The following is a 24,442-nucleotide window of genomic DNA, read 5'->3' on the forward strand; positions in this document are numbered from 1 at the left end:
CACCCGATGTAACACCACTACTACTATTTCAAACCAAACTATCAGCAACACGCAACATCCTGACATTATTATTTTGCGTGGAGACCTCAACAAACCCGGTTTTACGGTAAATAGCCAGCGCTGCCTTATTGTCGGCGTCGACGCTAAGGCTGACGGAACGTATGCGATCGTGGTCACAGACATCGAGAAGACTGGCAATGAGGAATCCACCGTTCCCCTGCCCCCGATGTTGGGGTGATATTGCGATAGTTAATTCTGGGATCCCTGGTGCGATGAATCCATAACCGGGATCGGAGGCTGGCAGGTTACGTAGCCAGGCAGCTCCGATAGGGGACCCGGCGACGAGGCAGATCATTCCAATTTGGTCGGGAGTCCAGCCGTCGATGTAGTGGGCGATGGCTGGGTTGGTGCGGCATTCCTCGACGGTGAGCGGCCCTGAGACTCCGCCAGCCGCGTGTCTGAGGACATGGACCATGAAGGGGAGATCTGCTGTGGTTGCCCGTCGCGTTGTGGCCATGAACTCAGAGTATCGGCTGTTGGCGACGGTACTTGATCTAGCTGCAATGATAGGAACGTGGCAACCAGTATGAAGCGAATCCGGGGTAGGAGGATTCCGAGGCGCTCTGCCCCTCGCGTCTTCGCCAGAGGGTGCTTGACGATTCACTCCGCTCTGCCCTTTCCACTTTCAGGGCTGCCTGTCACATTCATCGGCTACTGCATCATCAATGGTCTTGGGTTCCTCATCGACATGAGTCTGCTGGCCGTGTTTTTCCGTGGCGTTGGACTGCCGTACCCAGTTTCAGTTTCTCTGGGGTACGGCCTGTCAGCGATCTACTCGTTCTTCGTCAATCGGTGGCTGAATTTTCAATCCCATGGGAATCTGGGTCGTCAAGGTGGTCGCTACGTCATCACGATGGTGACGAATTACGTGTGTCTCACCCTTGGGCTCTCGTCGCTTTTGGAACACGTAGGGGTTCATTTCGAGCTTGCCCGGTTCACTGCGGCGTGTGTTGAGGGGCTATACGTTTATCTCATGTTGAGCCTTTGGGTGTTTCCGAAGTCCGGGCGACGGCAATTGGCGTAACGGGTTGTGGCCGTCCTACTTCTGGCAGTGGCATAGTAAGGAGGTCAACGTACGGAAGAAGGGGAGTATGTCGGACCTATCGAGTGCACCCGCGTCGGCCCAACTGTCACGGCCATCAATACGTGAATTGACTCTCCGTGGCATTATTCTCGGCGGTCTCATGACGCTGGTGTTCACGGCGGCGAACGTATATTTGGGGCTCAAGGTCGGTTTGACCTTTGCCACATCAATTCCGGCAGCAGTCATCTCGATGGCCGTGTTGCGCCACTTCAAGGGGCATTCGGTTGTCGAAAACAACATCGTTCAGACGATTGCCTCCGCTGCTGGAACGCTCTCGGCAATCATCTTCGTGCTTCCCGGACTCATCATGGTGGGATGGTGGACGGGATTCCCGTACTGGACGACTCTGGCGATCTGTCTGGTGGGCGGCATTCTCGGCGTCATGTACTCCATCCCGCTGCGGCGAGCCCTTGTCACCGGGTCTGACCTTCCCTACCCAGAAGGTGTCGCCGGTGCCGAGGTCCTCAAGGTTGGCGATTCCGCCGGTGCGGCAGAGGCCAACAAGGTGGGTCTGCGCGTCATCATCGTCGGGTCCCTGGTATCTGCTGGGTACGCACTGCTTTCTGATCTGAGGTTGGTGAAGTCAGCCCTGAGTAAGCCCTTCAAGGCTGGACACGGCAGCGGATCGATGGTCGGCGTCAGTATGTCAATGGCCCTTATCGGCGTGGGCCACCTCGTTGGAGTTGCCGTTGCCACAGCCATGCTGGTTGGAATCATCATCTCCTACGGAGCGGTTTTGCCGTGGCGAGTATCTGGCAAGGTTGGCGGCAGTCTTGACGTTATTGAGGAAGTCTTCACCAATGATGTTCGCTTTGTCGGTGCCGGCACGATCGGTGTTGCAGCTATCTGGACTCTCATCAAGGTGATTGGTCCCATCGCCAAGGGCATTCGCGATTCTGTTCGCTCCTCCACAACCCGTCACAAGGGTGGTCAGGTTCCGTTAACCGAGCGTGACCTGCCGGTGTCCGTCGTGTTGACCGTTGTAGTGGTCTCCATGCTCCCGATTGGTTTCATGTTGTGGGATTTCGCCCGCGACATGGTGGTTTCGAAGTCCATGGCTGGCGTCATTGTCGTCAGCCTGGTGTTCATCCTGCTCGTCGGTCTGGCTGTTGCTTCCGTGTGCGGCTACATGGCCGGTCTCATTGGTGCGTCGAACAGCCCGATCTCGGGTGTCGGCATTCTTGTGGTGCTGGTGGCCGCTCTGCTCATCAAAGTCACCTACGGTTCCGTTGGGGGCGACGAGACGGTCAAGTTGGTGGCATACACACTGTTCACCGCGTCGATTATCTTCGGTATCGCCACCATCTCGAATGACAATCTGCAGGACCTCAAGACAGGCCAGCTCGTCGGATCGACCCCATGGAAGCAGCAGGTAGCGCTGATTATCGGCGTTGTCTTTGGTTCTGCGATCATCCCGCCCGTCATGCAGCTCATGCAGACCGCGTTCGGATTCCAGGGTGCCCCAGGCGCCGGAGCGAACGCACTGCAAGCCCCGCAGGCTACCCTCATCTCATCGTTGGCCACCGGTGTCTTCGGCGGCTCCTTGGATTGGGGACTGATGGGACTCGGCGCCTTGATTGGTGTGGGCGTCATCATCGTCGACGAGATCCTCACCCACACCACCAAGAAGTTCTCTTTGCCTCCGCTGGCTGTTGGTATGGGTATGTACCTGCCAATGACCCTGTCGTTGACCATCCCTGTTGGCGCTGCTCTTGGCTGGCTGTTTGACAAGTGGGCTGCACACACTGGCGGCGACGTTGATGGCAAGAAGCGAACCGGCATTTTGCTGGCTACTGGCCTCATCGTCGGCGAATCCATCTTTGGTGTCATCTACGCCGCGCTCATTGCTGCTGCAGGATCCGAAGATGCCATCGCCATTGCCCCGGAGTCGTGGGACAGTGGGGCCGGAATCGTCGGTGCGATCATTTTCGTGGCCGCCATCGCGATTCTCTACCAGTGGACTAAGCGCCAGGCTCGCGAGCGCGTCGAGGCTTGATTCAGCCTGGGGCCACCGGAGTTTCCGGTGGCCCCTTCGTCGTTTTCGGCCAGTCGGTGCCTACCACGGACGATCTGTTCTGCCAAGAGCACTCGAGTCAGGACGAACTGGCCTGGGGTAAGCCGTCATGTGCATGGCCCGGGGGTACGTCAGGGAAGCTGGGTGAGTTCCTCACCCGACAAGGTGAGGTCGGCAGCTTTGAAGGAGTCCAGAATCGTCTCTGAGCGGTGAGAACCGGGGATCGGGATGACGTGATCGCCCTGGGCCAGCTCCCAGGCTAGGATCACCTGGGCGCGGCTCACGCTGCGGGCGTCGGCGACGCGCTGGAACGCAGCGAAGGCGTTCTCATCGAGGGGACGACGGTAACCACCCAGCGGGCTCCACGCCACGAAAGCCAGACCAAGTTCACCGCACAGCTCGATCTCCGGACGTGAGGACAAGAAACCCGGGGAGAACTGGTTCTGCACGGCCACCAGACGATCGCCGAGAATACTGTGAGCCAACCGTATCTGATCGGGGTTAGCGTTCGAGATACCCGCAGTTCGCGCCAAGCCGTCGTCAAGAATGCTGGCCAGCGTCTTCACCATCTCCGCATACTCGGCCTTGGGGTCGGGGCGGTGTAGGTAGAGCAGGTCAATCTGGTCGGTGCGCAAGGCCTCGGCCGAGAGCTTGGCGTCACGACGCAGCCTCTCCGGCGAACCGTCGACATCCCAGATTGCCTCCCCAGCGTCGTTGAAGCAGCGGTAATGCCCAACCTTCGTGGCCACCGAGATGGTAGAGCGGTCGCCGTCCCACGACTCCAGAGCGTCGGCCACAAGTTTCTCGCCGTACTGCTCCTCGCCACCGGCAGCGTAGTAGGCCCAGGCGGTGTCGATGTGGGTGCAGCCGGCGTCCAGGACGTCATGGAGAACTGCGATAGCGGTCTCGCGGTCGGGACGTCCCTCGATCGCCAGCGGCATCGAGCCGTACGCGATAGCAGAGGGGCGGAAAGGTCCGATTTTGCGGTACTTCATATGCTCATCCTCCTCAATGGGTGAGTGCGAGGCAGACCCCAGTGGCGTGAACGGGGCAGTAGCCGAAGGGGTTGTCCTCGAGGTACTGCTGGTGCTCGGCCTCAGCCAGGTAGAACTCGATCCCATGAGACATCGAAATCGTTGTCGTCATCTCCCCGTATCCGGCAGTGAGCAAATTGGCCTGATACGAGCCCTTGAGGGTGGTGGCCGTCATGAATTGTTCGCTCGTCGTACACCAGATCGCCGAGCGGTATTGGGTGCCGACGTCGTTGCCTTGACGCATCCCTTGGGTGGGATCGTGGTTTTCGAGAAAGAGGGTGAGGATTTCCGTGGTCGGCACGTGCTTCGGGTCGTAGGTGACGCGAACGGTTTCGGCGTGGCCGGTGCGCCCGGTGCACACCTCACGATAAGTGGGGTTAGGAGTGAAACCACCCATGTAGCCGACAGCGGTCTGTAGCACACCCTCGGTGTTCCAGAAGAGCTTCTCAGCTCCCCAGAAACAGCCCATGGCAAGGTAAATCGTTTCCGAGTGAGGGAAAGAGCGATCGAGTCGGTCACCGGTGACGCGGTGGAAGAAAGGCATTGCCAACACCGGGGTACGGCCGCCGGGCAGAGCGTTCTCGGGCGAGACCATCTCGTTCTTGTTCATGTGTCCCTTTCCTCACGACGTCGACGGGTACGTAACAAATGGCAGCTCGCCTCAATTCCCGTCATCTCAATGCGTGGCCCACTATCCGGCGCGACTTCATCACTATGTGAGACTGAGGGCCGGAGTTCACCGCTGGAAAGGATCAATATGTCTGACCCTGCGCAGCCTGGCGTGACCGTTGCAGGTGGAGGAAAGACCACCGGAAAGCCCCAGCGGCGTGAGAGTTTCACCGGTCGGGGCGCCTTCCTCATCGCTGCGGTTGGCTCGGCCGTCGGACTGGGGAATATCTGGAGGTTTCCCTACGTCGCCTACAGCAATGGTGGCGGGGCCTTCATCGTTCCGTATCTGATTGCCCTGCTCACTGCCGGTATCCCGCTGCTCTTCTTCGACTACGCCGTAGGACACAAATTCCGTGGCTCGCCGCCCATGGCATTGCGTCGCCTCAACAAGCATACGGAGGCGATCGGCTGGTGGCAGACCCTTATCTGCTGGGTGATCGTCATCTACTACTCGGTCATCATCGCCTGGGCGATTCGCTATGTCGGGTTCTCGGTGACGAAGGCATGGGGAGATGACCCTGAAGGGTTCCTGATGGGCAACTTCCTTCATGTGGCCAGCAACATTGACGTCGAATTCGATTTCGTGCCCGGAGTCTTCTGGCCGTTGCTGATTTTGTGGGTCGTGGTGCTCGCCATCATGGCCACCGGCGTCCAGAAGGGAGTCACTCGTGCCTCGTGGGTCTTCATGCCAATGCTTGCGGTGATGTTCATTGCGCTGGTCATCGTCGCTCTCACCCTTGACGGCGCGTCGACCGGCTTGGACGCCCTGTTCACTCCATCGTGGGACGCCCTAGGCAATTACCAGGTGTGGATGGCTGCCTATGGCCAGATCTTCTTCTCCCTGTCAGTGGGATTCGGGATCATGGTGACATACGCCTCATATCTTAAGCCGAAGGCGGACCTGACTGGTTCTGGCTTGGTCGTTGGTTTCGCCAACTCGTCGTTCGAGATCCTGGCGGGCCTGGGCGTCTTCGCTGCTTTGGGGTTCATGGCCACAGCGTCGGGCAAACCAGTGAGCGAGGTCGCGGGTTCTGGTATCGGACTGGCTTTCATCGCCTTCCCCCAGATCATCGGCAAGGCGGGTGCCGTCGGACCGATTATGGGTGTGCTCTTCTTCGTTTCCCTGGTCTTTGCTGGGATCACCTCGATGATTAGTCTGCTGGAGGTTGTCATCGCGGCTTTCCGTGAGAAAACCGGCATGAACCGAGTGGCGGCAACCTGGGTCATTGGCGGGGTGACGGCCGCTGCGTCGATCCTGCTGTTCCCGACAACGACTGGACTCAACCTGTTGGATGTCACCGACCATTTCATCAACAATGTCGGTATCGTCGGCGTCGCGTTGGTGGCTTGCCTCGTCATCACCTGGGCACTGCGCAAGCTCCCAGTTCTGCGCGATCACCTCAACGAGTATTCCTCGTTCAAGGTCAACAAGCTATGGATGTTCTTGGTCGGTATCCTCGCCCCATTGGTTCTGCTGGGCCTGTGGATTACCGAGATCATCACCGTTTCCAGAAATGGATACGGCGGGATGCCCGGCAACTTCATCGCAATCTTCGGATGGGGAATGTCCATTCTTATTGTTGTGCTGGCGATTGTGGTGTCTTTCTTCCCGTGGCCGAGTCGTTCAGCTATTCACCACGAGCTGACTCACGAGGAGGAGCTGGCTAGAGAGAATGCCCAAGAATCCCATGAACAAGGATCCCAGGAAGGAGCCGTGTCATGAGTGGATCTGCCATCGTCATGATGATTATCGCCATGGTAACGGTGTGGGGCGGATTAGTTGCGTCGGCTGTCTCCCTGTTCCACCATCCTGAGCAGGATTGACTGGCGTTTGTGGGGCCGGCTCGATTAGTGGGAGGAAAGATCCCAATCGATCGGGTCGGCCCCTTGCTGTACCAACAAGTCGTTGGTGCGGCTGAAGGGTCGAGACCCAAAGAAGCCATATCGGGCAGACATGGGGGAGGGGTGCGAGGATTTGACGATGGGGACACTGCCCAGCACGGGTTCGAGGGACTGTGCGTCGCGGCCCCACAGAATGGCGACCAGTGGGCCGCCGCGAGCCACCAGCGCTTCGATGGCGGTTTGGGTCACTTCTTCCCATCCCTTGCCTCGGTGTGAAGCTGGCCGACCTGGCTGGACGGTGAGGCATCTGTTGAGAAGCAGCACTCCTTGCTCAAACCAACCGCTGAGATCCCCGTGTTCACAAGGGGATATTCCCAGGTCAGACTGTAATTCTGCGTAGATGTTCTGTAAGGAGCGCGGTAGCGGACGCACGTTCCGCTCTACGGAGAAGCTCAACCCCACCGGGTGACCCGGAGTGGGGTAGGGGTCCTGTCCGACGATGAGCACACGAACATCCGCCATGGGGCGGGAAAAAGCGCGCAGAATTCGATCCCCGTGAGGCAGGAATCCCCGGCCAGCAGCGGTCTCGGCACGCAAAAAATCGCCCATTTCATGGATGCGCGGTTCCACAGCTGCCAGCGCGTCTGCCCAGTCGGGGGCGACCAGTTCAGCAAGAGGGTGAGCTACCACGGCGACCTCCAGATGGATACATACGGATGACGGGCTAGACGGTACCCTGTGAAGACGCGTCCCGGGGCCGCAGCCCCATCACACTATTCCGGAAGGAAGCTATGAAGCTGTTCGGCTCGGGCAAGAAGGCCCCAGATTCGACGCCGATCTGTCCTCACACTGACGCCGAGGACGAGACTATCGGTGCTCAGGAGGTGGCCGCGTCGTCTCCGCAATCCGTCACAGCGACGGTTGTTCCTGCTGAGGATGTTCCCAGCGGTGTCCGTACTGCTGCGGGATGGTGCTGGCGGCTCATCGTCATTGCGGCTTTCGTTTATGGCCTCTACCAGGTGCTTCACGCTGCCTCCGAGGTGACAGTGCCCATTGCGGTCGCTCTTATGCTGACAGCAGCAATGTGGCCGTTGGCGAATTGGCTGTCGCGCCATCACATCCACCGGGGTATTGCGTCTGCTCTTTGCATGCTGCTGCTCATCATCCTGGTCGGAGGTGTATTCACCCTCGTCGGCGCTCAAATAGCTATGCAGTGGCGAGAATTGGGCAACCAGGCGGTAGCCAGTTTCGAGCAGCTGTTGGCGTGGTTGGCCGATAGCCCTCTCCACACCGACAAGGCTCAGCTCAACGACCTCATGCACAAGGCTGAAGAAGCCATGGCGGGGTCCCAGGGACGCATCGCGTCGACTGCTGCAGCAGCCGGAACCCAGATTGGCCGTTTTGGAGCGGGCCTCATCATGGCCCTCTTCGCCACTTTCTTCTTCGTGTACGAGGGCGACAAGCTGGCTGAAAAGTCGGCTGTCCTTATCCCTCGCAAGCACCGCAGCAAGATCTTGGACGCAGCCAAACGCGGTTGGGTTGCTCTGGTGGCGTACGTGCGAGCTGCCGTCATCGTTGCCTTCGTGGACGGACTGGGAGCCGGTATCGGCGCGGCCATCATCGGTTCGTCGATGTCGATCGCTATCGGCGCTCTCACCTTCATTCTCGCCTTTGTGCCTATCGTGGGAGCGCTGACGGCAGGTGTTGTCGCCGTCAGTGTGGTGCTGGTGACCTTGGGCTTCTTTAAAGCCGTCATCATGTTGATCGTCTTTGTGGCCGTCATGCAGATCGAAGGACACGTTCTGCAGCCCTTCCTGCTGGGCAAGGCAGTGTCTATTCATCCGCTCATAGTGCTGCTCGGTATCGCAGTCGGCGCGATCATTTCCGGCATTGTGGGAGCCCTGTTCGCCATCCCGATTGTTGCTTTTGGTGTCGCCTTCATCAAAGCTCTCAGCCCTGAGACTCCGGCAGACGAAGTTCCCCCCAGCCCGGATGACCGGGCTGCCGAACAGGCATGAGTTGGGTGCCCACGTAAAGTTGGAGCCATGAGCGCTGATATCACCGCCATCCTCGAGGACCTTGCTGCCGGGAGGATTGACACCGCCGAGGCTAATCGCCGTATTGCTGCTGCTGGGGAACAGGACCAGTCCACCAACGGCTCCGACAAAGGATCTGGTCCCCGCCGTGGGGCACCAGAGGAGGAAACGTCGACCGACGAGAAGGGTCCGCTGGGTGGCTTCACCATTCCTTCGGAGGCTAAGGAAGGGCTTCGCTCGGCTTGGCGTGTGGTCACTGGGGTGGCAGAGAGTGTCGGCGAGACAGTCGCCTCGACCGTGTATCCCGGATCACGTCGTGCCAGCGACGAGGGTGAATCGCAGAAGAATGTCGACGCTGCGACTGATCTGGACCGGATCCGTCTGAACTGCACCGGACGTCGTGTCCGCCTCATCGGAGACCGTTCGGTTTCCGGCCTGCACATCGAAGGCAAGCACACCCGTCGGCGTATCGGACGAGTCATCGAGGTTGGTATTGACGGCCATATTGCCCCTGACCTCGGTGTCCTCAAGGGATTCCGACTTCCGGCAGACATGGAGGGGGTTAAGGATCTCGGCCTGGGCCGAGAGGTGACGGTCCGAGTACATCCAGATCTGCCGGTCGACATCCAGTTGTCAGGCGGGTCGTTGCGAGCCACCGGTGTGGAACACCTCGGTCGAGTGCGTGTGACGGCCGGCGTTACCGAGATCGATGGTGTCCATCAGGTGGAGGATGGTCTGCTCCAGGCTGGAAATGGCTCCATCACCGGATGTATCGATACCGGCCGCTCCCAGATCCGGGTCGAATCGGGCAATTTGGTGGTCAAGTTGGCTGGAGGATCTAACGTCTCGGTTCGCGGCAAGGCCCAGACCGGTTTCATCTCCTGGCCTGAGGGCGGGGATGTTGACGAGTACGTCATGGGTAACGGAGCAGCCCGTCTCGACCTTTCCTGTCTGGTCGGACGGATTGCAGTCCGCACAATGTGAGTTCTCAACGCACTGGGGGCGGGACACCACGGTGCCCCGCCCCCAGTGTGTGTATGAAGGGTCAGTGCTGGAAAGGCTCGACGTCGAGGATTGTTACTTTGATGGTTTTGCCGTTGGGAGCTTTGTATTCAGTCGATTCTCCCTTGGAATGACCAAGAATTGCTCCCCCCAGGGGGGACTGCGGGGAGTAGACGGAGATGTCGACCGAATCGTCGACTTCCATCACCTGTCGCGATCCCAGCAGGAAGGTGTCAGTGTCGGACTCGTCGTCAAAGTAGCAGACGGTTACTTTGGACCCGGGCACGACCTCGTCGGGAGACGACGGGGCCTCTCCCACCTCGGCGTTGCGCAGCATTTGCTCTAACTGACGGATACGGGCCTCGGCTTGCCCCTGCTCCTCGCGGGCAGCGTGGTAACCGCCGTTCTCGGACAAGTCACCCTCGGACCGGGCGTCGGCAATCTTGTTGGAAATGATGGTGCGGCCCTCACCCTTGAGGTACTCGAGCTCCTTGGTGAGCTTGTCGAAGGCCTCTTGGGTCAGCCACACAGTGTCTTGAGAAGTGTTATGGGACTCAGGCATTCATTAATCCTATCGCGTGCGTCAGCTAAGGGGTCCACAGTTCTCAAGCTCGGCGGTGACAGCGCGTGAGAAAGTCTTGACGCTGGTGTGGATTGTCTCGTCCTTCGCGGAGCTGGCGGGGAATTTCACTGTCGTCTCACCGACGCGCACATGATCTGCTCCGGTGGCAGCCAGCACGCAGGAACCGGAGATGGAGGGGTCGGGGCGGTGCAGGGTGATCGTGACGTCGACACGAGCGTCGGAGACCGCTTGGTAGCCGTGCAAACTAGCCCTGATCGGCTGCTCGGCGTGATGGAGTCCTGCCCACACCGTCCAGCCGACGAGCACGACCGCCAGTACCAAAATAAGGATGACCCAGGGGGTTCGCCGCTGCTTGGGGTAGCGGTTGGCGATGCGTTCGCGGTCCTCGTCGGTGAGGACGTGATCCTGGCTGTTCGTTGGGGTCGGCACGTGGCCCATTCTGCCTTAGGATTTCTCTTTACCTAGATGGCGGCATGAAGCGTAGGCTGCCACTATGACAGTTCTTGCAGCCCAGCTTGTGAGCACCGGCCTCGCCAACTTCTTGTGCTGCCTGGCCCTCGCTGTCTTCGGCGTGGTCGCGTGGATCAGTATTCGTCGCAATATCCGCGGTATCGACTTCGACTCAGCTCCTTGCGGTCCCGCCCTTAAGGAACATCGTCAAGACGACGCCACGAAATCTTCGCCGGACGTGGCCAAACACTGACGTCGTGCTGAGGTTCGACTTGGCTCATGGCCCGGTTGTGCTCGTAGGCTGACTACCATGCCCAACCACCTTGGCGAATCCACCAGCCCGTATCTGCTTCAACATGCCGCGAACCCTGTCGATTGGTTCCCGTGGTCGCAGGAAGCATTCGCTGAAGCACGCCGCCGCGATGTGCCTGTCATGGTCTCGGTGGGGTATTCGAGTTGCCATTGGTGTCACGTCATGGCCCTGGAGTCCTTCTCCGATCCGGAAGTGGCTGAGGTCGTTAATGCCAATGTTGTTGCCGTCAAGGTCGATCGGGAGGAGCGCCCGGAGGTTGACGCCGCGCTCATGCAGGTGACTTTGGCGATGACCGGTCAAGGTGGCTGGCCCAACACCGTTTTCCTGACCCCTGACGGTAAGCCTTTCTTTGCCGGCACCTATTTCCCGCCGGTACGCCGGGGCGGTCAGCCTGCATTCGTGGAACTTGTCGAGGCCCTTGGTAGTGCGTGGCGAGAACGTCACGACGAGGTGGTGTCGTCGGCCCAGGCCATCGTCGAGCACCTGCAGCCCATTGAGAAGGCCCCTGAGGTTCCGCGTCCGATTGCTGGTGAGCTCATTGACGCGGTGGGGGCGGACTACGACATCGTCCACGGTGGATTTGGAGGACCGACAAAGTTTCCGAACGCCACCCTGCTGGACGCCCTGCTGGTCAAGGGCGATCCGACCAGCCTCGACATGGCACAGAACACCTGCGAACACCTGGTGCGAGGTGGCATTTTTGACCAGGTTGGAGGAGGATTCCACCGTTACTCCACAGACTCTCAGTGGGTGGTCCCTCACTTCGAGAAGATGCTTTACGACAATGCCCTGCTGCTAGGAACGATGGCCCGCTGCTGGCGTCGCACTGCCGACCACGACGCGGATCGCCGGGACCTGTACTCCCACGCCGCTCACCGCACGGTGTTGTGGCTCAACAGGGAGATGAAGCTGCCCAATGGGATGTACGCTGCCGGGCTTGACGCTGACTCTGACGACGCTGCCGGCCACACCCGTGAGGGAATCTACTATCTGTGGAACCAGGAGCTCATCACCGACGCCCTGGGGTCTGAGGAAGCCGAGTGGCTGCGCCCGCTTGTACATCTGGAGCCCCTCGACGAGAACGGCCTGGGAACCCTGCAGCTGCGTGGAAGGGTCGAGTGGGAGCGTATCAACGCTGACATGGATACCCTGCTGGCGGCTCGTGATCGTCGCAGCGCTCCTGCTCGTGACGAGAAGGCCATCACCGCGTGGAATGCCATGCTCATCGACGGTTTGGTTGAGGCCGGAATGATTTTGCGCAAGTGGCGCTGGGTGAAGCAGGCTCGAGACCTGGCTGAGGCGCTGTGGTCGACCCAGTGGAATGACGGCGAGCTGCTGCGCACCTCCTTCCACGATCGTCCGGGAACTCCGGGAGTGTGTGAGGACTACGCCTGGGTGGCTTTGTCGTTTGCCGGTCTGGCTGGTGCAACGGGCGCGTCGCTGTGGCTTGACCGTGCCGTTGACGTGCTGGACGAGGCAGTGTCCCGGTTTGGTGCCCCCGACGGGAGCTTCTTGGACGCTCAGACATCTGACCTTCTAACGGTAACAGCCCACACTCTGACCGATGACGCTTGCCCCAGCGCGACAGCCGTCATGGTGATGGCCCTGCGTCGGGCAGGCCTGATGGCCGAGCGTGAGGACTTCATCTCTCGTGCTGACGAGGCGTCTGCGGCGTTGCTGTCAGTGGTGGCGTCAACCCCTCGTTTTGCGGGGTGGGCGTTGGCTGATTATTTCGTCGCTGACGAGGCTCGCCGTGGTCTCAAGCCGGCCGCTGTCGTTATCGCTGACACTCAGGAAGAACCCACAGATCTGGCCGCAGCAGCATGGCGGATGGCTCCGGCCGGGTCGGCGATTATGCGTCGAGATAGTGCGGGATCTGGGTTTGGCACCTGGTTCAAGGATCGGGAACCGCGTGGCGGTGAGCCGACATGTTGGGTGTGCCGCAGCTCGGTGTGCTTTGAGCCGGTGACTGACTACCTGGAGCTCAAGGAACCGCTGTGGCGGAGAGCTTGAGACCCCGAGGGTTAGCGTCCGTAGCGTCGCTCCCGCTGGGTGAAAGAGCGCAGGGCCCGCAGAAAGTCGACTTTCCGGAAGTCGGGCCACAGCGCTTCACAGAAGTAGAACTCGGAGTGGGCGCTTTGCCACATGAGGAAGCCTGATAACCGCTGTTCACCTGAGGTACGAATGATGAGATCCGGATCAGGCTGACCTCGGGTGTACAGATGGTCCCCGATTTGGTCAATCTCAAGGGTTTCCGCGAGTTCTGCCAAGCTGGTGCCCTTCTCCGCTTCCTCGGCAAGTAACGCCCGGACAGCGTCGCGTAGCTCGTGACGACCGCCATAGGCCACCGCCACGTTGATATGCATGCCGACGTGATTGGCCGAGTTGTGTCCGGCACGGCACAGGGACTTGGCCATGGCAGTGGGAAGAAGATCGAGATCCCCGACGGCTTGGACTCGCCAGCGAGGATTCTCAGCAAGGGAGCTGACGAGGGATTCGATGACCTTGAGCAGCGGCCCCAGTTCGCCCGTCTCAGCGCGTTGCAGGTTGTCGGTCGACAGCACCCACAAAGTGATGATCGGGATACCAACGGCGTCGCACCAAGCGCAAAATTCCCGGAGACGATCCGCGCCGGCCTCGTAACCGGTCACCAGAGGCTGTCCCGGGGCGTTGAGACGAGCCCAACGACGGTTGCCGTCAGCGAGTACTGCGACATGTTGGGGCAGCCGACTGCGATCAAGCTGGTCGAGCAGTCGTGCCTCATAGGTGGTGTACAGCAGTCCGGACGGGTGCATTCGGTCGAGGGTCTCACTGACCTTCGACAGACGGTGATCCAGGCTGCTCATGAGTCCAGATTAGTCAGTGCTTGGAACAAGCTGTTAGCAGCTCTCCAGATCGCGTTCACGACGGCGCTTGCTGGCGGGGTAGTCTGGAGACAGAACCTACCGAACAGTAGGTTCTTTGTGGAGAGGGAGGGTCGTTAGCTATGGCGCATCAAGGCACTGTCGAGGGGAATCGTTGCACTGTACTTACGAACCGCGTCGTGCTCCCCAAGCCAAGGCTGCGAGGTTGGGTCCACACTGTGATGGCCCCGGTAATCTTGTTGGCCGGGGTCGGCCTCATGATCGCCACGCCAACATGGGGTAATCGGTTCGCCGTTGCTATCTGGACGCTTACCGGCCTGGAACTCTTCGGCAATTCCGCGATCTACCACCGGGTGCCGTGGGGGGCGAAGGTCAAAGACGTTTTGCGACGCATTGACCACGCCAATATCGCGGTCTTCATCGCCGGTACTTACACCCCGTTGACTGTTTCCCTGGCAACCGGTGCCTCCCGGGTGATCCTGTTGTCGATTATCTGGGCGTGTGCTTTGCTCGGCGTGGCTTTCCGCTTCGTGTGGAATGGTGTTCCCAGGTGGGCCTCAACGATTCTCTACGTCGTCATGGGATGGACGGCTCTGTGGTGGCTGCCTGAGTTCTGGCGCGTGGGCGGGCCAGCGGTCGTCATCCTGCTGCTCGTCGGTGGAGTGTTTTACACCGTCGGGGCAGTTGCGTACGCCTGTCGGAAGCCCAACCCCTCACCCACTTGGTTCGGCTTCCACGAGGTCTTTCACAGTTGCACGGCGGTAGCCGCGATCTGTCACGCCGTTGCCATCGGTCTTGCCGTCATCTGACGAGCTGAGGAACTCTGAGCACATGGACGCCCCACCTGTTTGGGTGCCTTCGCTCCGGCTCTAGGTTTGATGTCAGAGGGGCCGCTTCCGACGCCTCGACGACGTTTCTTTCCCAGATGCGGCCTTTCACGGGAGGTTTTCGTGTCCGTCCGTCCAGAAGGCTCCGAGCGAGCCCAGAGTCCGATTCCGGAGGCACCTGAGGGGAGGCGGACCTACGTCATCGACACCTCGGTGCTGCTGTCCGACCCCCGTGCCCTGCTCAATTTCGCTGAGCACCAAGTGGTGGTGCCGATCGTCGTCGTCACCGAGTTGGAGGGTAAACGCCATCACCCCGAGCTAGGGCATTTCGCTCGTGCAGCGCTGCGTATCCTCGACACCTTACGGCTCGACAATGGCGGTCTTGTCGGACCGGTGCCGGTAAACGACGAGGGAGGCGAACTGCTCGTCGAACTCAACCACTCCGACCCCAATTGCCTGCCCGACGGATTCCGTCTCGGCGACAACGACACGCGGATTCTCGCGGTTGCCCAAAACTACCGGTTGGCCGGGCATTCCGTCGTTCTGGTGACGAAAGATCTGCCGTTGCGGGTCAAAGCCTCGGCCATTGGCCTGGAGGCGGAGGAATACCGGCACGAACTCGTCCCTGACAGTGGCTGGACTGGCATGGTCAACCTTGAGGTCCCCGACGAGATGATTTCGACTCTCTATGAGGAGGGCCACGTCGTCGATTCGATCTTCGATGAGATCCCAGCGCACGCCGGACTCGTGCTGGAAGGCCCGAGCGGGAGCGCCCTCGCCCGCAGGATGCCGGACGTATCGGCCCGACTTATCCCCAACGACCAGGAAGCTTTCGGTATTCGTGGCCGGTCCGCAGAGCAACGGGTCGCCCTCGACATGCTGCTTGATCCGCAGGTCGGCATCGTTTCCATGGGAGGAAGAGCCGGTACCGGAAAGTCAGCTCTTGCCCTGTGCGCAGGGCTCGAGGCGGTGCTGGAGCGTCAGCTTCATAAGAAGGTCATGGTCTTCCGGCCCTTGTATGCCGTCGGCGGTCAGGATCTGGGTTATCTGCCTGGCGACGGGGGGAGAAGATGGCCCCGTGGGGTCAGGCGGTCCTCGATACCCTCACTAGCGTGACGAAGACATGGTTGGCTGACCAGCTGAGGCGACGGTCTGAGGTTCATCTGCAACAATCGGGGCGTGGCACCCAATCCCAAAGCCGGCATCAAAGACATGTTCTTGTCTTTGGCTGTCATCCTCGTCCCCGTGTTACTCATCGTGTGGTTTTTCACCAGAACTCCGGATGAGCCGAACATTCAAAAGGTCGACTGGAAACCCATGGTGGCGTCAGCTCGTGCCCATGCCGGATACCCGGTGCTGGCTCCCAAAGAGACCCCTGAAGAGTGGCGGCCCACCAAGGCGAGGTATGCAGACAAGGGGGACCGCTGGGTAGGGAAAACCGTCTCTGCGGGGAACCGGTGGGAGCTGGGTTTTTTGACCAGTGAGGACATCTACCTGGCTGTGAATCAATCCAATGAGCCTGCCAAGGCATTTGTCGCGTCGGTGACAAGATCAGCTGCCGCAGATGGGAAGATCAAGGCGGGTCAGTACACCTGGACAAAGATGGTGAGTCCGGATGGTCGTACTCGCGCGCTGGTGACGAAGATTGAATCCTCTACGGCAGTGATTGTCGCCGACGCTGATTATCGGGTCCTCACGGACTACGCGGGAATGCTTACGACTTCGTGACATTCGCCGAGTCAGGCCTGTTCTCGGCTTCTGACTGTGCGGCCTCGATACGGGAACGCGCTCCGTCAAGCCATGTTTGGCAGATGTCGGCGAGCTTCTCGCCGCGCTCCCACAGCTTCATGGTCTCAGCCAAGGAAATCCCGCCAGATTCCAGCTGGGCGACAATGCTCACCAGCTCATCGCGGGCCGCCTCGTAAGGGATCTCGGGTTCTGGAGTCGTCGATTCGCCCTGCTGCTCACTCATGAATCCTCCTGAGATGTGGGTCGGTTGGGGGTGCGTCGGTTGAGAGAGTCGACGGTGACGCCGAGGGTACCGTCGGACAGATAGACCGACAGATTCGCTCCCGGATCGGTGTCGCCGACGGAGGTGATGGAGCTGCCATCGGAATCAGCAAGGACGGCGTATCCCCGATCCAAGGTGGCCTTGGGTGACATCGCGCGTACCCGCTCGAGCATGTGATTGACGTCGCGGCTCTCGGCGTCCAGGGCGCGACGGGTTGCCAGCCGTAGGCGCTGGAGAGAGGAGTTGAGTTTCTCGGCGGTGATGTCGAGGGTAGCTGCGGGGTTGACCATCACTGGGCGGGAACGCACTTGGGCGAGGTGGGCCGTCTCGACATCCAGAAAACTCCTGACGATCTGGCGAAGTCGAGCACGGCCTGTGTCGATGGCCTGGGATTCCTTGGCAGCGTCCGGGGCGATGAGCTTGCCGGCGTCCGTCGGCGTGGAAGCTCGCAGATCCGCTACGAGGTCGAGGATGGGATTGTCGCGTTCATGACCGATGGCCGAGACGACCGGCGTTTTAGTGCGGTACACCGCGCGTACCAGCGCCTCGTCGCTGAAGGGCAACAGGTCTTCCAAGGACCCGCCACCGCGAGCGATGACGATGACATCGACGGTGGTGTCTGCGTCGAGCTCGGCCAGGGCTGCGATGATCTGCTGGGCAGCCATGGGTCCTTGTACCAGGGTGTTGCGAACCACAAATCGGGCAGCGGGCCACCGCAAGGTGGCGTGACGTTGAACGTCTCGTTCGGCATCGGAACCGGCCCCTGTGATGAGGCCGATTCCACGTGGCAGGACGGGGATTGGTTTGTGCAGAGTGATGTCGAAAAGCCCCTCCGCCTCCAGCAGACGTTTGCGTCTTTCCAGCTGGGCGAGCAACTGCCCTTCACCGGTGGGGGTGATCTCGGAGATCTCGAAGGAGAGGCGGCCGCTACGTGACCAGACTGTCGGGCGGATGAGGGCGGTGACCATCATTCCCGACTCAATCGGTCCAGCAGCGTCGAGAACACGTCGATGACAGGTCGCGGAGGCAGAAATCTCCTCTACCGGGTCGCGCAGGGTAAGGAACTGGGTCGGGCCGGAACGTCGGGTAACTTCAATAACCTGGGCTTGCACCCAAACGGACCCGCAGCGCTCCACCCAGCCTTTGACGGCGTTGACGACCCACGCCAGGGAGCGGGGGGCGTCAGCAGTGTTCGTCGTGGCCATGGCTGACACGCTATCCGAGGACGGCGACAATCTGTCGGGAGAGGCAGCGGTTTTCGCGAGTTTGTCCTCAGCTGAAGCAGAGAGTGCGAGAGTTGCAGCTGGCGGTGCTCTGGGGCTCAAACGCGCGGAAGCGACACTGCGACGCATTCTTGTTCGGATTCGGTAAAGGATGGGCGACTCGTAGACTTGGAACCATGGCTGTTTCGGGGGCGGACACTGACAAAAAGCTGTATCTCGCTGCACCGCGTGGTTACTGCGCGGGCGTCGATCGCGCGGTCCAGACCGTCGAGAAGGCGTTGGAGGTGTATGGCGCGCCGGTGTATGTGCGCAAGCAGATCGTCCACAACCGTCACGTCGTAGAGAGCCTCGAAAAGCGTGGCGCTGTTTTCGTTGACGAGCTTGACGAGGTGCCTGACGACGCTCTGGTGGTTTTTTCCGCGCACGGTGTTTCTCCGCAGGTCAAGAACGAGGCTGCGCACCGTGGGCTGCGAACGATTGACGCTACCTGCCCGCTGGTGACGAAGGTGCATCACGAGGCCAAGAGGTTCGCCAACGATGGCACCCAGATTTTGCTCATCGGTCATGCCGGTCACGAGGAGGTTGAGGGGACGACGGGGGAGGCTCCTGAGAACATCACCCTGGTTCAGACCCCCGAAGATGTCGATGATCTGCAGCTGGATTCGAGTCGTTCCGTGGCATGGCTGTCGCAGACGACGTTGAGCGTTGATGAGACGGTGGAGACCGTCGACCGGATTCGCCAGCTCCATCCGCAGCTCATTGATCCGCCCTCTGACGACATCTGCTACGCCACCCAGAATCGTCAACAAGCTGTCAAGCAGATGGCTCCCAAGTGTGATCTCGTCATCGTGGTGGGATCGAAAAACTCATCGAACACTGGCCGCCTGGTGGAGGTTGCCCTCGAATCAGGGGCTAGGGCCTCATACCGTGTCGACAACGCCAGCGAAATTGAAGAGTCCTGGCTGGACGGGGCCACCAGTATTGGAGTGACCTCGGGTGCGTCGGTGCCCGAGAGCCTCGTTCAAGGCGTGCTCGGCTTTCTTACCTCGAAAGGGTGGCCGCAGGCCGAGGAAGAGACCCTCATCGAGGAGTCGCTGTCGTTCGCTTTGCCGCCACAGCTGCGCAAGCGCCGCGCCGGCGCACAGTGAATACCTGCACAGTGAATACCTCAAGAGCTGGAGCCATCGTCACCTTGGTGTTCCGTCAGCTCCGCAGCGGTGAGAGGACGAATCGTTTCGTCGATGGGAGTAGGCGAGGAAACCTCCTCGTCAGTGACCCCGAGGTCCTCGAACCGTCTGGCCTGGACGAGAACCCGTGTTTCCATGCCGCCCAGCAAGGTGTTGTAGGCGCGCACCGTCGAGCTGAGGGATCGTCCCATCTTGTCGAGGTTGCCGGCTAGGGTGCTCAGCCTCTTGTGCAGGTCGCGCCCTAACGCTGCGACCTCGGTCGCGTTCCTTGCGACGGCCTCCTGTCGCCATGCCAGAGCGACTGTTCTCAACATCGGGATAAGAACCGACGGACTGGCCAGTACGATCCCGCGTCGATTGGCATATTCGTGGAGATCGGGCATCTGCTGTAGGGCAGCCTGGAGGAAGGCGTCGGAAGGTAAGAAGCACACCACGAACTCGGGGGAGTCCAGGTCGGTGCGCCAGTATCCCTTGGCAGATAGCTGATCGATGTGGGTGCGTACGTGACGGGCGAACCGCGCCATCTGGGCGTCATACTCCTCGGGGTCCTCGCATTCAGTGGCGTCGAGGAACGCCGCCAGCGGAGTTTTGGCGTCAATATGGATGCACCGGTTGCCCGAAAGCCTCACCGTCATGTCGGGGCGCTGGGGAGTACCTTGGGCGGTCGTCGTTTGCTGTGTCTGAAAGTCGCAGTGTTCCAGCATTCCGGCTACCTCGGCGGTGCGCTGCAGCTGCATTTCACCCCAAGCCCCTCGGACCTGGGGTTTACGCAGCGCGGTGACGAGGCTAGCGGTCTCCTTACGCAAGTTCTCTCCGGCGCTGCTGACTCCGGCAACTTGCTCTCGAAGACTCGCTGTCATGGCGGTGCGTTCTTGCTCTACCTCGGCCAGGCGTCGGTCCAGCTGCTCTAGAGCGTGGGATACCGGGGCCAGCAGACGTTGGGCGTCATTCATAGTCCGTTGAGCCGCCTTGGCTGCCCGTTCATCCTGGTCAGCTATGGACTGGGCAGATAACGCCTTGAATTGGGTGGCGAGTGAGTCGCGGTCGGCAGCTGCTTTCTCGACAATTTCCAAACGCTCAGCGGCCACTCGCGCAGTTGAGGCAGCTTCAGCGACACGCTGAGAAGCGCGTAACTGTGCGATGAGCCATCCCAGCGCCAGACCAATAACCAGCCCGACGAGTCCGACAACGACGTTCACCATGGTATGAGAGTCTCAGGGACCTCCGACACGTTTGACGCAGATCGTGTTCCATCATGGAGAACAGCGGGTGATGGTTGAATGGTGGCCATGGCTGACACTGCGACTTCGGATCACATCCGCGACGTCATCTCTTTTGTGGAGGCTTCTCCCACGTCGTATCACGCGGCGGCTGAGCTGGCGCGACGTCTTGACGAGGCTGGTTTCGGCAAGCTGGACGAGACTACGGCATGGTCGTCGGTCGAGGGGCGTCACTACGTGGTTCGTGACGGAGCTGTCGTTGCCTGGATTACCCCGCAGAAGATCACCGAGAAAGTCGGAGTCAGGATTGTGGGTTCCCACACCGATTCCCCGTCCTTCAAGCTCAAGCCGAATGCCACCGTCACCAATCAGGGCTGGCAACAGGTCGGTATGGAGGTTTACGGCGGTGGGCTGCTGAATTCCTGGCTTGATCGAGACCTCGGACTGGCCGGGCGTCTCGTCACTAAGAACGGCCAGGTTCATCTCGTGCGCACCGGTCCCATCTTGCGCATTAGCCAGCTTGCCCCGCACCTGGATCGCACCGTCAATGATGACCTCACGCTGGATCGCCAGCGTCATCTCATGCCGATTCTGTCGGTGGGTCGTCCCGACCTCGACGTCGAGAAACTGCTGTGTGAGGAGGCGAGAATCAACCATGACGAGCTGGCTTTCCACGATATCTTCGCCTACGTGACTCAGCGCCCTGCCGTTATTGGTCCGTATGGGGAATTCCTGGCTAGTCAGCGCATGGACAACCTGTCCTCGGTGCATTCGTCGGTGGCGGCATTCGTCGATCTCAAATCTGTTGACGATGTGGCGATTATGGCCTGTTTCGACCATGAGGAGGTCGGCTCCTCGACCCGATCCGGTGCCTGCGGACCCTTCCTTGAGGACGTCCTGGTGCGAATCGCGGAGGGCCTCGGGATGACGGGCGCGGCTTACCGGGCGATGATCGCAAGGTCGTCGTGCGTGTCCTCAGACGCTGGACACGGCGTGCACCCCAATTACGTTGACAAGTTCGACCCGGCTAACCATCCGCTGCTCAACGAAGGCCCGCTGCTGAAGATCAATGCGAATCAGCGTTATGCCACTGACGGGGTGGGCGGGGCGTTGTGGAAACGTGCTTGCGCGGCTGCTGGGGTACCCACCCAGGAGTTCGTGTCCAATAATTCAGTGCCGTGTGGCTCGACGATCGGACCGCTGACGGCAACAAGGCTCGGCATGGTGACGGTCGATGTTGGCGTTCCGCTGATGTCGATGCACTCCACCCGCGAGCTTGCCGGCGTCAAGGATGTGGAGTTTATGACTTCCGCATTGGCGGCGTACTGGCAAGGAGCCTGAGCCGGGTGGTGTCGTCGCTCTTGTCGGAGACGGCGACTACCATGGCTCCACGTGGCACTTACGATTGGAATCGTCGGTCTTCCCAATGCCGGCAAGTCGACTCTGTTCAACGCGCTGACCAAGAATGACGTCTTGGCTGCGAATTATCCCTTTGCAACCATTGAGCCGAATGTCGGTGTGGTCGGGGTTCCGGATAAACGTCTGGACGTGCTGACGGAGATGTTCCATTCCGCCAAGACCATCCCGGCCACGGTGTCCTTCGTTGACATAGCCGGAATCGTCAAGGGTGCCAGCAAGGGTGAGGGAATGGGTAACGAGTTCCTCTCCAACATTCGTGAAGCTGATGCCATCTGCCAGGTGACGAGGTGTTTCGCCGACGACGACGTCACTCACGTCAATGGGCATGTGGACCCCTCTGACGATATCGAGACCATTACCACCGAGTTGGTGCTGGCCGATCTGCAGACGATGGAGAAACAGCTGCCTAAGCTGCAGAAGGAAGCTGCGATTAAGAAGGAATCGCGTCCTAAGGCCGAGGCATGGGAACAAGCCAAAGAGGTGCTCGAAGAAGGCAGGACGATTTTCTCAGCCGGGCTTGATCCTGAACCGCTTCATGACCTGTTCCTGCTGACGACTAAGCCGTTCATTTACGTTTTCAACTGCGACCAGGATCAACTCGCCGATACGGACTTTCAAGCCAAGATGGAGGAGCTGGTAGCACCGGCTGAAGCGATCTTCCTTGACGCCGAATTCGAGGCTGAGCTGGCCGAGATGGAGCCCGAGGATGCCGCCGAGTTCCTCGCTGACGCCGGCATCGAGGAGCCGGGTCTCGATAAGTTGGCCCGTGTCGGTTTCGACACCCTCGGGCTGCAGACTTTTCTGACGGCGGGTGACAAGGAGTCTCGTGCTTGGACTATTCACAAGGGCGACACTGCCCCCGAGGCCGCTGGCGTTATCCACACCGATTTCCAGAAGGGGTTCATCAAGGCCCAAGTGGTGTCCTTTGATGACCTCGTCGAGTTTGGTGGCGAGAAAGAGGCTCAGGCTGCTGGAAAATTGCGGTTGGAGGGCAAGGACTACGTCATGCAGGACGGGGACGTGGTTGAGTTCCGGTTCAATGTGTGAGTCGGTTAATTTGAATCCGAGCACCGACGCGGGCCAGCCGCACCGTGACCCGGGTAGCGGGTGGTCTACCTATGTGCTGGTGTGTCGCTGACACTCGGGTACGCCGAGCCTCGTAATAACTGGGGTATTCGCACTTGAGGGTGTCGGGGGTCATGGTGTGGCGAACGAGGGCTTTCTTGTCGTGCATTTCAGTATCGGATGGCTGGGGTCTCAAGGTGCGTGTCTCGCTCCCGGACCGGCATTACTGTCATCCTTCTGCCGGGGTTGCGGTCGGGTCCTGCATGGCCGAGCTGTGCTGCGTGCAGTGGATGTCCGGAGAGCCACGTCCTGGTGGGGCTATGTGGGAGCTTCCAGCACTTGGCGACGACCACAACGTGAAGTGCCATCTCGAAATATGAGCACTCACGGTAGATTGCGATAGGCTCAATTCACACGCAACAACTAGACGGACGAGGAGGGAGCTCATGAAGTCAGAGATGTCAGCTCCTTGTCCGCTGCGAATGTGTTGTCGGTGAGCCTAGTTATCTAATACGTGCTCTCGCTGCGTGCGAACTGTCACTTCATCTTTCTAAGGATTCACGTGCATTTTACTAGAATTGTTGCCGCGCTAACTACTGTTACCCTTGCTTTCGGGTTTTCTGCATGCGGTACGGGCGAGTCGAACCAGACGAAGGGTTCTTCTTCTGGCGTCTCCGCCAATGGAAATGGGGCAGGAACTACAAAATCAGCCATTGATAAGACCGCTTACGACAATCTCGTGGGATCTATTGATAAGGCCAGTGACAAGGATATCGCTGCCAGTACGTGGGCTACACAGGTGAAGAATGCAGGGAAGTTGCGCATCGGTGGCACACGCACATCATACTTATTTAGCCAGCTCGACGAGACAGATAATTCTGTGCGTGGTTTCGACGCTGGCCTTTATCAGCTTCTCGCGAAGTATATTCTGGGTGACCCGAATGCGGTTGATCTCACTCAGGTAGATTCATCTACGCGCGAATCGGTTATTACCAACAAACAAGTTGATGCCGTATTTGCTACATACTCGATCACTGATGAACGCAAGAAAGTGATTTCTTTTGCTGGACCGTATTACACTTCCAAGCAGGCTGTTTTAGTTAGAGCTGGTAATGATGAAATTACCGGTGTTGATTCATTGGCAGGCAAACAGGTGGCTACACAAGCTGGATCGACCGGCCCATCTATTCTCGCGAAGGTTGCCCCGGATGCCAAGGTACAAGAGTTTCCGTCCGATCAGGAAGCGCGCACCGCGTTAGAACAACGTCGTGTGGATGCTTACGTGACTGACTACACTCTCATGCTTAACGCTATCGTCAAGAATCCTAATGCATACAAAATCGCGGGTGAGCAGTTCGGCGGAGATGACAATTATGGTATTGGTCTCCCGCTCAATAGCGATGGTGTTGAGTTTGTCAATGACTTCCTGAAGAAAATTGAAAAGGAAGGCGTGTGGGATGAGCTGTGGAAGATTACTTTAGGTGATCGTGCGGGAATCGCAACAATACCGGAAGCCCCAAGCCTCAGCTGAAGACAATT

General features: G+C 59.6%; 26 protein-coding genes and 1 pseudogene. 17 read left to right on the plus strand and 10 right to left on the minus strand.

Annotated elements, in window-relative coordinates:
• Positions 1 to 28: 28 nt before the first annotated feature.
• Entirely contained in the window at positions 29 to 517 is a 489-nt protein-coding gene (locus tag Q4B98_RS00005; protein ID WP_303194543.1) for a GNAT family N-acetyltransferase, read from the minus strand.
• A 135-nt stretch (positions 518 to 652) separates the two neighbouring features.
• Here Q4B98_RS00005 and Q4B98_RS00010 point away from each other — a divergent pair, with 135 nt between their 5' ends.
• Together Q4B98_RS00010 and Q4B98_RS00015 are read left to right on the plus strand one after the other, a co-directional pair.
• A complete protein-coding gene (locus tag Q4B98_RS00010; RefSeq protein ID WP_303194544.1) occupies positions 653 to 1,084 on the plus strand; it encodes a GtrA family protein in 432 nt (143 codons plus the stop codon).
• A gap of 67 nt (positions 1,085 to 1,151) precedes the next feature.
• Positions 1,152 to 3,140, plus strand: coding sequence for an OPT family oligopeptide transporter (locus Q4B98_RS00015; protein WP_303194545.1), 1,989 nt, complete (start codon positions 1,152 to 1,154; stop codon positions 3,138 to 3,140).
• 149 nt (positions 3,141 to 3,289) lie between these two features.
• Here Q4B98_RS00015 and Q4B98_RS00020 read toward each other — a convergent pair whose 3' ends face one another.
• Both Q4B98_RS00020 and msrA read right to left on the minus strand, forming a co-directional pair.
• Positions 3,290 to 4,153: an aldo/keto reductase gene (locus Q4B98_RS00020; RefSeq protein WP_303194546.1), complete on the minus strand. Its 864-nt coding sequence runs from the start codon at positions 4,151 to 4,153 to the stop codon at positions 3,290 to 3,292.
• Between the two features lie 13 nt (positions 4,154 to 4,166).
• Entirely contained in the window at positions 4,167 to 4,802 is a 636-nt protein-coding gene (gene msrA, locus Q4B98_RS00025; RefSeq protein WP_303194547.1) for a peptide-methionine (S)-S-oxide reductase MsrA, read from the minus strand.
• Between the two features lie 147 nt (positions 4,803 to 4,949).
• Here msrA and Q4B98_RS00030 point away from each other — a divergent pair, with 147 nt between their 5' ends.
• Positions 4,950 to 6,584 carry a sodium-dependent transporter gene (locus tag Q4B98_RS00030; protein ID WP_303194549.1) on the plus strand — a complete coding sequence of 545 codons (1,635 nt, stop codon included), beginning with the start codon at positions 4,950 to 4,952 and terminating at the stop codon, positions 6,582 to 6,584.
• A complete protein-coding gene (locus Q4B98_RS00035) occupies positions 6,581 to 6,685 on the plus strand; it encodes a methionine/alanine import family NSS transporter small subunit (RefSeq protein WP_303194550.1) in 105 nt (34 codons plus the stop codon). The genes Q4B98_RS00030 and Q4B98_RS00035 overlap by 4 nt, the downstream gene beginning before the upstream one ends.
• A gap of 24 nt (positions 6,686 to 6,709) precedes the next feature.
• Here the strand turns inward: Q4B98_RS00035 and Q4B98_RS00040 are convergent, their stop codons facing one another.
• Positions 6,710 to 7,393 (minus strand): uracil-DNA glycosylase, encoded by a 684-nt coding sequence (locus Q4B98_RS00040; RefSeq protein WP_303194552.1) that lies wholly within the window; start codon positions 7,391 to 7,393, stop codon positions 6,710 to 6,712.
• A 101-nt stretch (positions 7,394 to 7,494) separates the two neighbouring features.
• Here Q4B98_RS00040 and Q4B98_RS00045 point away from each other — a divergent pair, with 101 nt between their 5' ends.
• Complete coding sequence (locus Q4B98_RS00045; RefSeq protein WP_303194553.1) at positions 7,495 to 8,721, plus strand: AI-2E family transporter; 1,227 nt, start codon at positions 7,495 to 7,497, stop codon at positions 8,719 to 8,721.
• Between the two features lie 27 nt (positions 8,722 to 8,748).
• Positions 8,749 to 9,723, plus strand: a complete 975-nt coding sequence (locus Q4B98_RS00050; RefSeq protein ID WP_303194555.1) for a hypothetical protein — start codon at positions 8,749 to 8,751, stop codon at positions 9,721 to 9,723.
• A gap of 61 nt (positions 9,724 to 9,784) precedes the next feature.
• Here the strand turns inward: Q4B98_RS00050 and greA are convergent, their stop codons facing one another.
• The gene (gene greA, locus Q4B98_RS00055) at positions 9,785 to 10,303 is read right to left on the minus strand and encodes a transcription elongation factor GreA (protein ID WP_303194557.1); all 519 of its coding nucleotides are present in this window, start codon (positions 10,301 to 10,303) and stop codon (positions 9,785 to 9,787) included.
• Between the two features lie 21 nt (positions 10,304 to 10,324).
• Positions 10,325 to 10,762 carry a DUF4307 domain-containing protein gene (locus Q4B98_RS00060; protein ID WP_303194559.1) on the minus strand — a complete coding sequence of 146 codons (438 nt, stop codon included), beginning with the start codon at positions 10,760 to 10,762 and terminating at the stop codon, positions 10,325 to 10,327.
• 55 nt (positions 10,763 to 10,817) lie between these two features.
• Between Q4B98_RS00060 and Q4B98_RS00065 the strand changes: the two genes are divergently transcribed.
• Together Q4B98_RS00065 and Q4B98_RS00070 are read left to right on the plus strand one after the other, a co-directional pair.
• Positions 10,818 to 11,027 carry a GNAT family acetyltransferase gene (locus Q4B98_RS00065; protein WP_303194560.1) on the plus strand — a complete coding sequence of 70 codons (210 nt, stop codon included), beginning with the start codon at positions 10,818 to 10,820 and terminating at the stop codon, positions 11,025 to 11,027.
• Positions 11,028 to 11,084: 57 nt separating this feature from the next.
• Entirely contained in the window at positions 11,085 to 13,100 is a 2,016-nt protein-coding gene (locus tag Q4B98_RS00070) for a thioredoxin domain-containing protein (RefSeq protein WP_303194562.1), read from the plus strand.
• An 11-nt stretch (positions 13,101 to 13,111) separates the two neighbouring features.
• Here Q4B98_RS00070 and Q4B98_RS00075 read toward each other — a convergent pair whose 3' ends face one another.
• Positions 13,112 to 13,933, minus strand: a complete 822-nt coding sequence (locus tag Q4B98_RS00075; RefSeq protein WP_303194563.1) for an isoprenyl transferase — start codon at positions 13,931 to 13,933, stop codon at positions 13,112 to 13,114.
• Positions 13,934 to 14,073: 140 nt separating this feature from the next.
• On the opposite strand from Q4B98_RS00075, the gene Q4B98_RS00080 reads away from it, so the two are divergent.
• The 3 genes and pseudogenes from Q4B98_RS00080 to Q4B98_RS00090 all read left to right on the plus strand — a co-directional run bounded on the left by Q4B98_RS00080 (position 14,074) and on the right by Q4B98_RS00090 (position 16,506).
• On the plus strand, positions 14,074 to 14,760 hold the full coding sequence (locus Q4B98_RS00080; RefSeq protein ID WP_303194564.1) for a hemolysin III family protein: 687 nt from the start codon (positions 14,074 to 14,076) through the stop codon (positions 14,758 to 14,760).
• Positions 14,761 to 14,876: 116 nt separating this feature from the next.
• Positions 14,877 to 15,920, plus strand: a pseudogene (locus Q4B98_RS00085) (PhoH family protein); the annotation flags it as partial.
• Between the two features lie 70 nt (positions 15,921 to 15,990).
• Positions 15,991 to 16,506 (plus strand): DUF4245 domain-containing protein, encoded by a 516-nt coding sequence (locus Q4B98_RS00090; protein ID WP_303194566.1) that lies wholly within the window; start codon positions 15,991 to 15,993, stop codon positions 16,504 to 16,506.
• Here Q4B98_RS00090 and Q4B98_RS00095 read toward each other — a convergent pair.
• Both Q4B98_RS00095 and xseA read right to left on the minus strand, forming a co-directional pair.
• A complete protein-coding gene (locus tag Q4B98_RS00095) occupies positions 16,493 to 16,750 on the minus strand; it encodes an exodeoxyribonuclease VII small subunit (RefSeq protein WP_303194567.1) in 258 nt (85 codons plus the stop codon). The genes Q4B98_RS00090 and Q4B98_RS00095 overlap by 14 nt on opposite strands.
• On the minus strand, positions 16,747 to 17,994 hold the full coding sequence (gene xseA, locus Q4B98_RS00100; RefSeq protein ID WP_303194568.1) for an exodeoxyribonuclease VII large subunit: 1,248 nt from the start codon (positions 17,992 to 17,994) through the stop codon (positions 16,747 to 16,749). Before xseA ends, Q4B98_RS00095 begins: the two co-directional genes overlap by 4 nt.
• Between xseA and Q4B98_RS00105 the strand changes: the two genes are divergently transcribed.
• Together Q4B98_RS00105 and Q4B98_RS00110 are read left to right on the plus strand one after the other, a co-directional pair.
• Positions 17,993 to 18,160 carry a hypothetical protein gene (locus Q4B98_RS00105; RefSeq protein ID WP_303194569.1) on the plus strand — a complete coding sequence of 56 codons (168 nt, stop codon included), beginning with the start codon at positions 17,993 to 17,995 and terminating at the stop codon, positions 18,158 to 18,160. The two genes, xseA and Q4B98_RS00105, sit on opposite strands and share 2 nt — an antisense overlap.
• Before the next feature lie 28 nt (positions 18,161 to 18,188).
• On the plus strand, positions 18,189 to 19,160 hold the full coding sequence (locus Q4B98_RS00110) for a 4-hydroxy-3-methylbut-2-enyl diphosphate reductase (RefSeq protein WP_303194570.1): 972 nt from the start codon (positions 18,189 to 18,191) through the stop codon (positions 19,158 to 19,160).
• Between the two features lie 20 nt (positions 19,161 to 19,180).
• Here Q4B98_RS00110 and Q4B98_RS00115 read toward each other — a convergent pair whose 3' ends face one another.
• Entirely contained in the window at positions 19,181 to 20,401 is a 1,221-nt protein-coding gene (locus tag Q4B98_RS00115) for a DNA recombination protein RmuC (RefSeq protein ID WP_303194571.1), read from the minus strand.
• A gap of 78 nt (positions 20,402 to 20,479) precedes the next feature.
• Between Q4B98_RS00115 and Q4B98_RS00120 the strand changes: the two genes are divergently transcribed.
• The 4 genes from Q4B98_RS00120 (at position 20,480) to Q4B98_RS00135 (ending at position 24,434) form a co-directional block, all read left to right on the plus strand.
• Positions 20,480 to 21,760 (plus strand): M18 family aminopeptidase, encoded by a 1,281-nt coding sequence (locus Q4B98_RS00120; RefSeq protein WP_303194573.1) that lies wholly within the window; start codon positions 20,480 to 20,482, stop codon positions 21,758 to 21,760.
• Positions 21,761 to 21,811: 51 nt separating this feature from the next.
• Positions 21,812 to 22,885: a redox-regulated ATPase YchF gene (ychF, locus tag Q4B98_RS00125; protein ID WP_303194575.1), complete on the plus strand. Its 1,074-nt coding sequence runs from the start codon at positions 21,812 to 21,814 to the stop codon at positions 22,883 to 22,885.
• A gap of 152 nt (positions 22,886 to 23,037) precedes the next feature.
• Complete coding sequence (locus Q4B98_RS00130; RefSeq protein ID WP_303194577.1) at positions 23,038 to 23,283, plus strand: hypothetical protein; 246 nt, start codon at positions 23,038 to 23,040, stop codon at positions 23,281 to 23,283.
• Between the two features lie 182 nt (positions 23,284 to 23,465).
• The gene (locus Q4B98_RS00135; protein ID WP_303194579.1) at positions 23,466 to 24,434 is read left to right on the plus strand and encodes a glutamate ABC transporter substrate-binding protein; all 969 of its coding nucleotides are present in this window, start codon (positions 23,466 to 23,468) and stop codon (positions 24,432 to 24,434) included.
• Positions 24,435 to 24,442 lie beyond the last annotated feature (8 nt).

The sequence above is a fragment of the Cutibacterium sp. genome (assembly GCF_030525615.1).
Taxonomy (GTDB): domain Bacteria; phylum Actinomycetota; class Actinomycetes; order Propionibacteriales; family Propionibacteriaceae; genus Cutibacterium.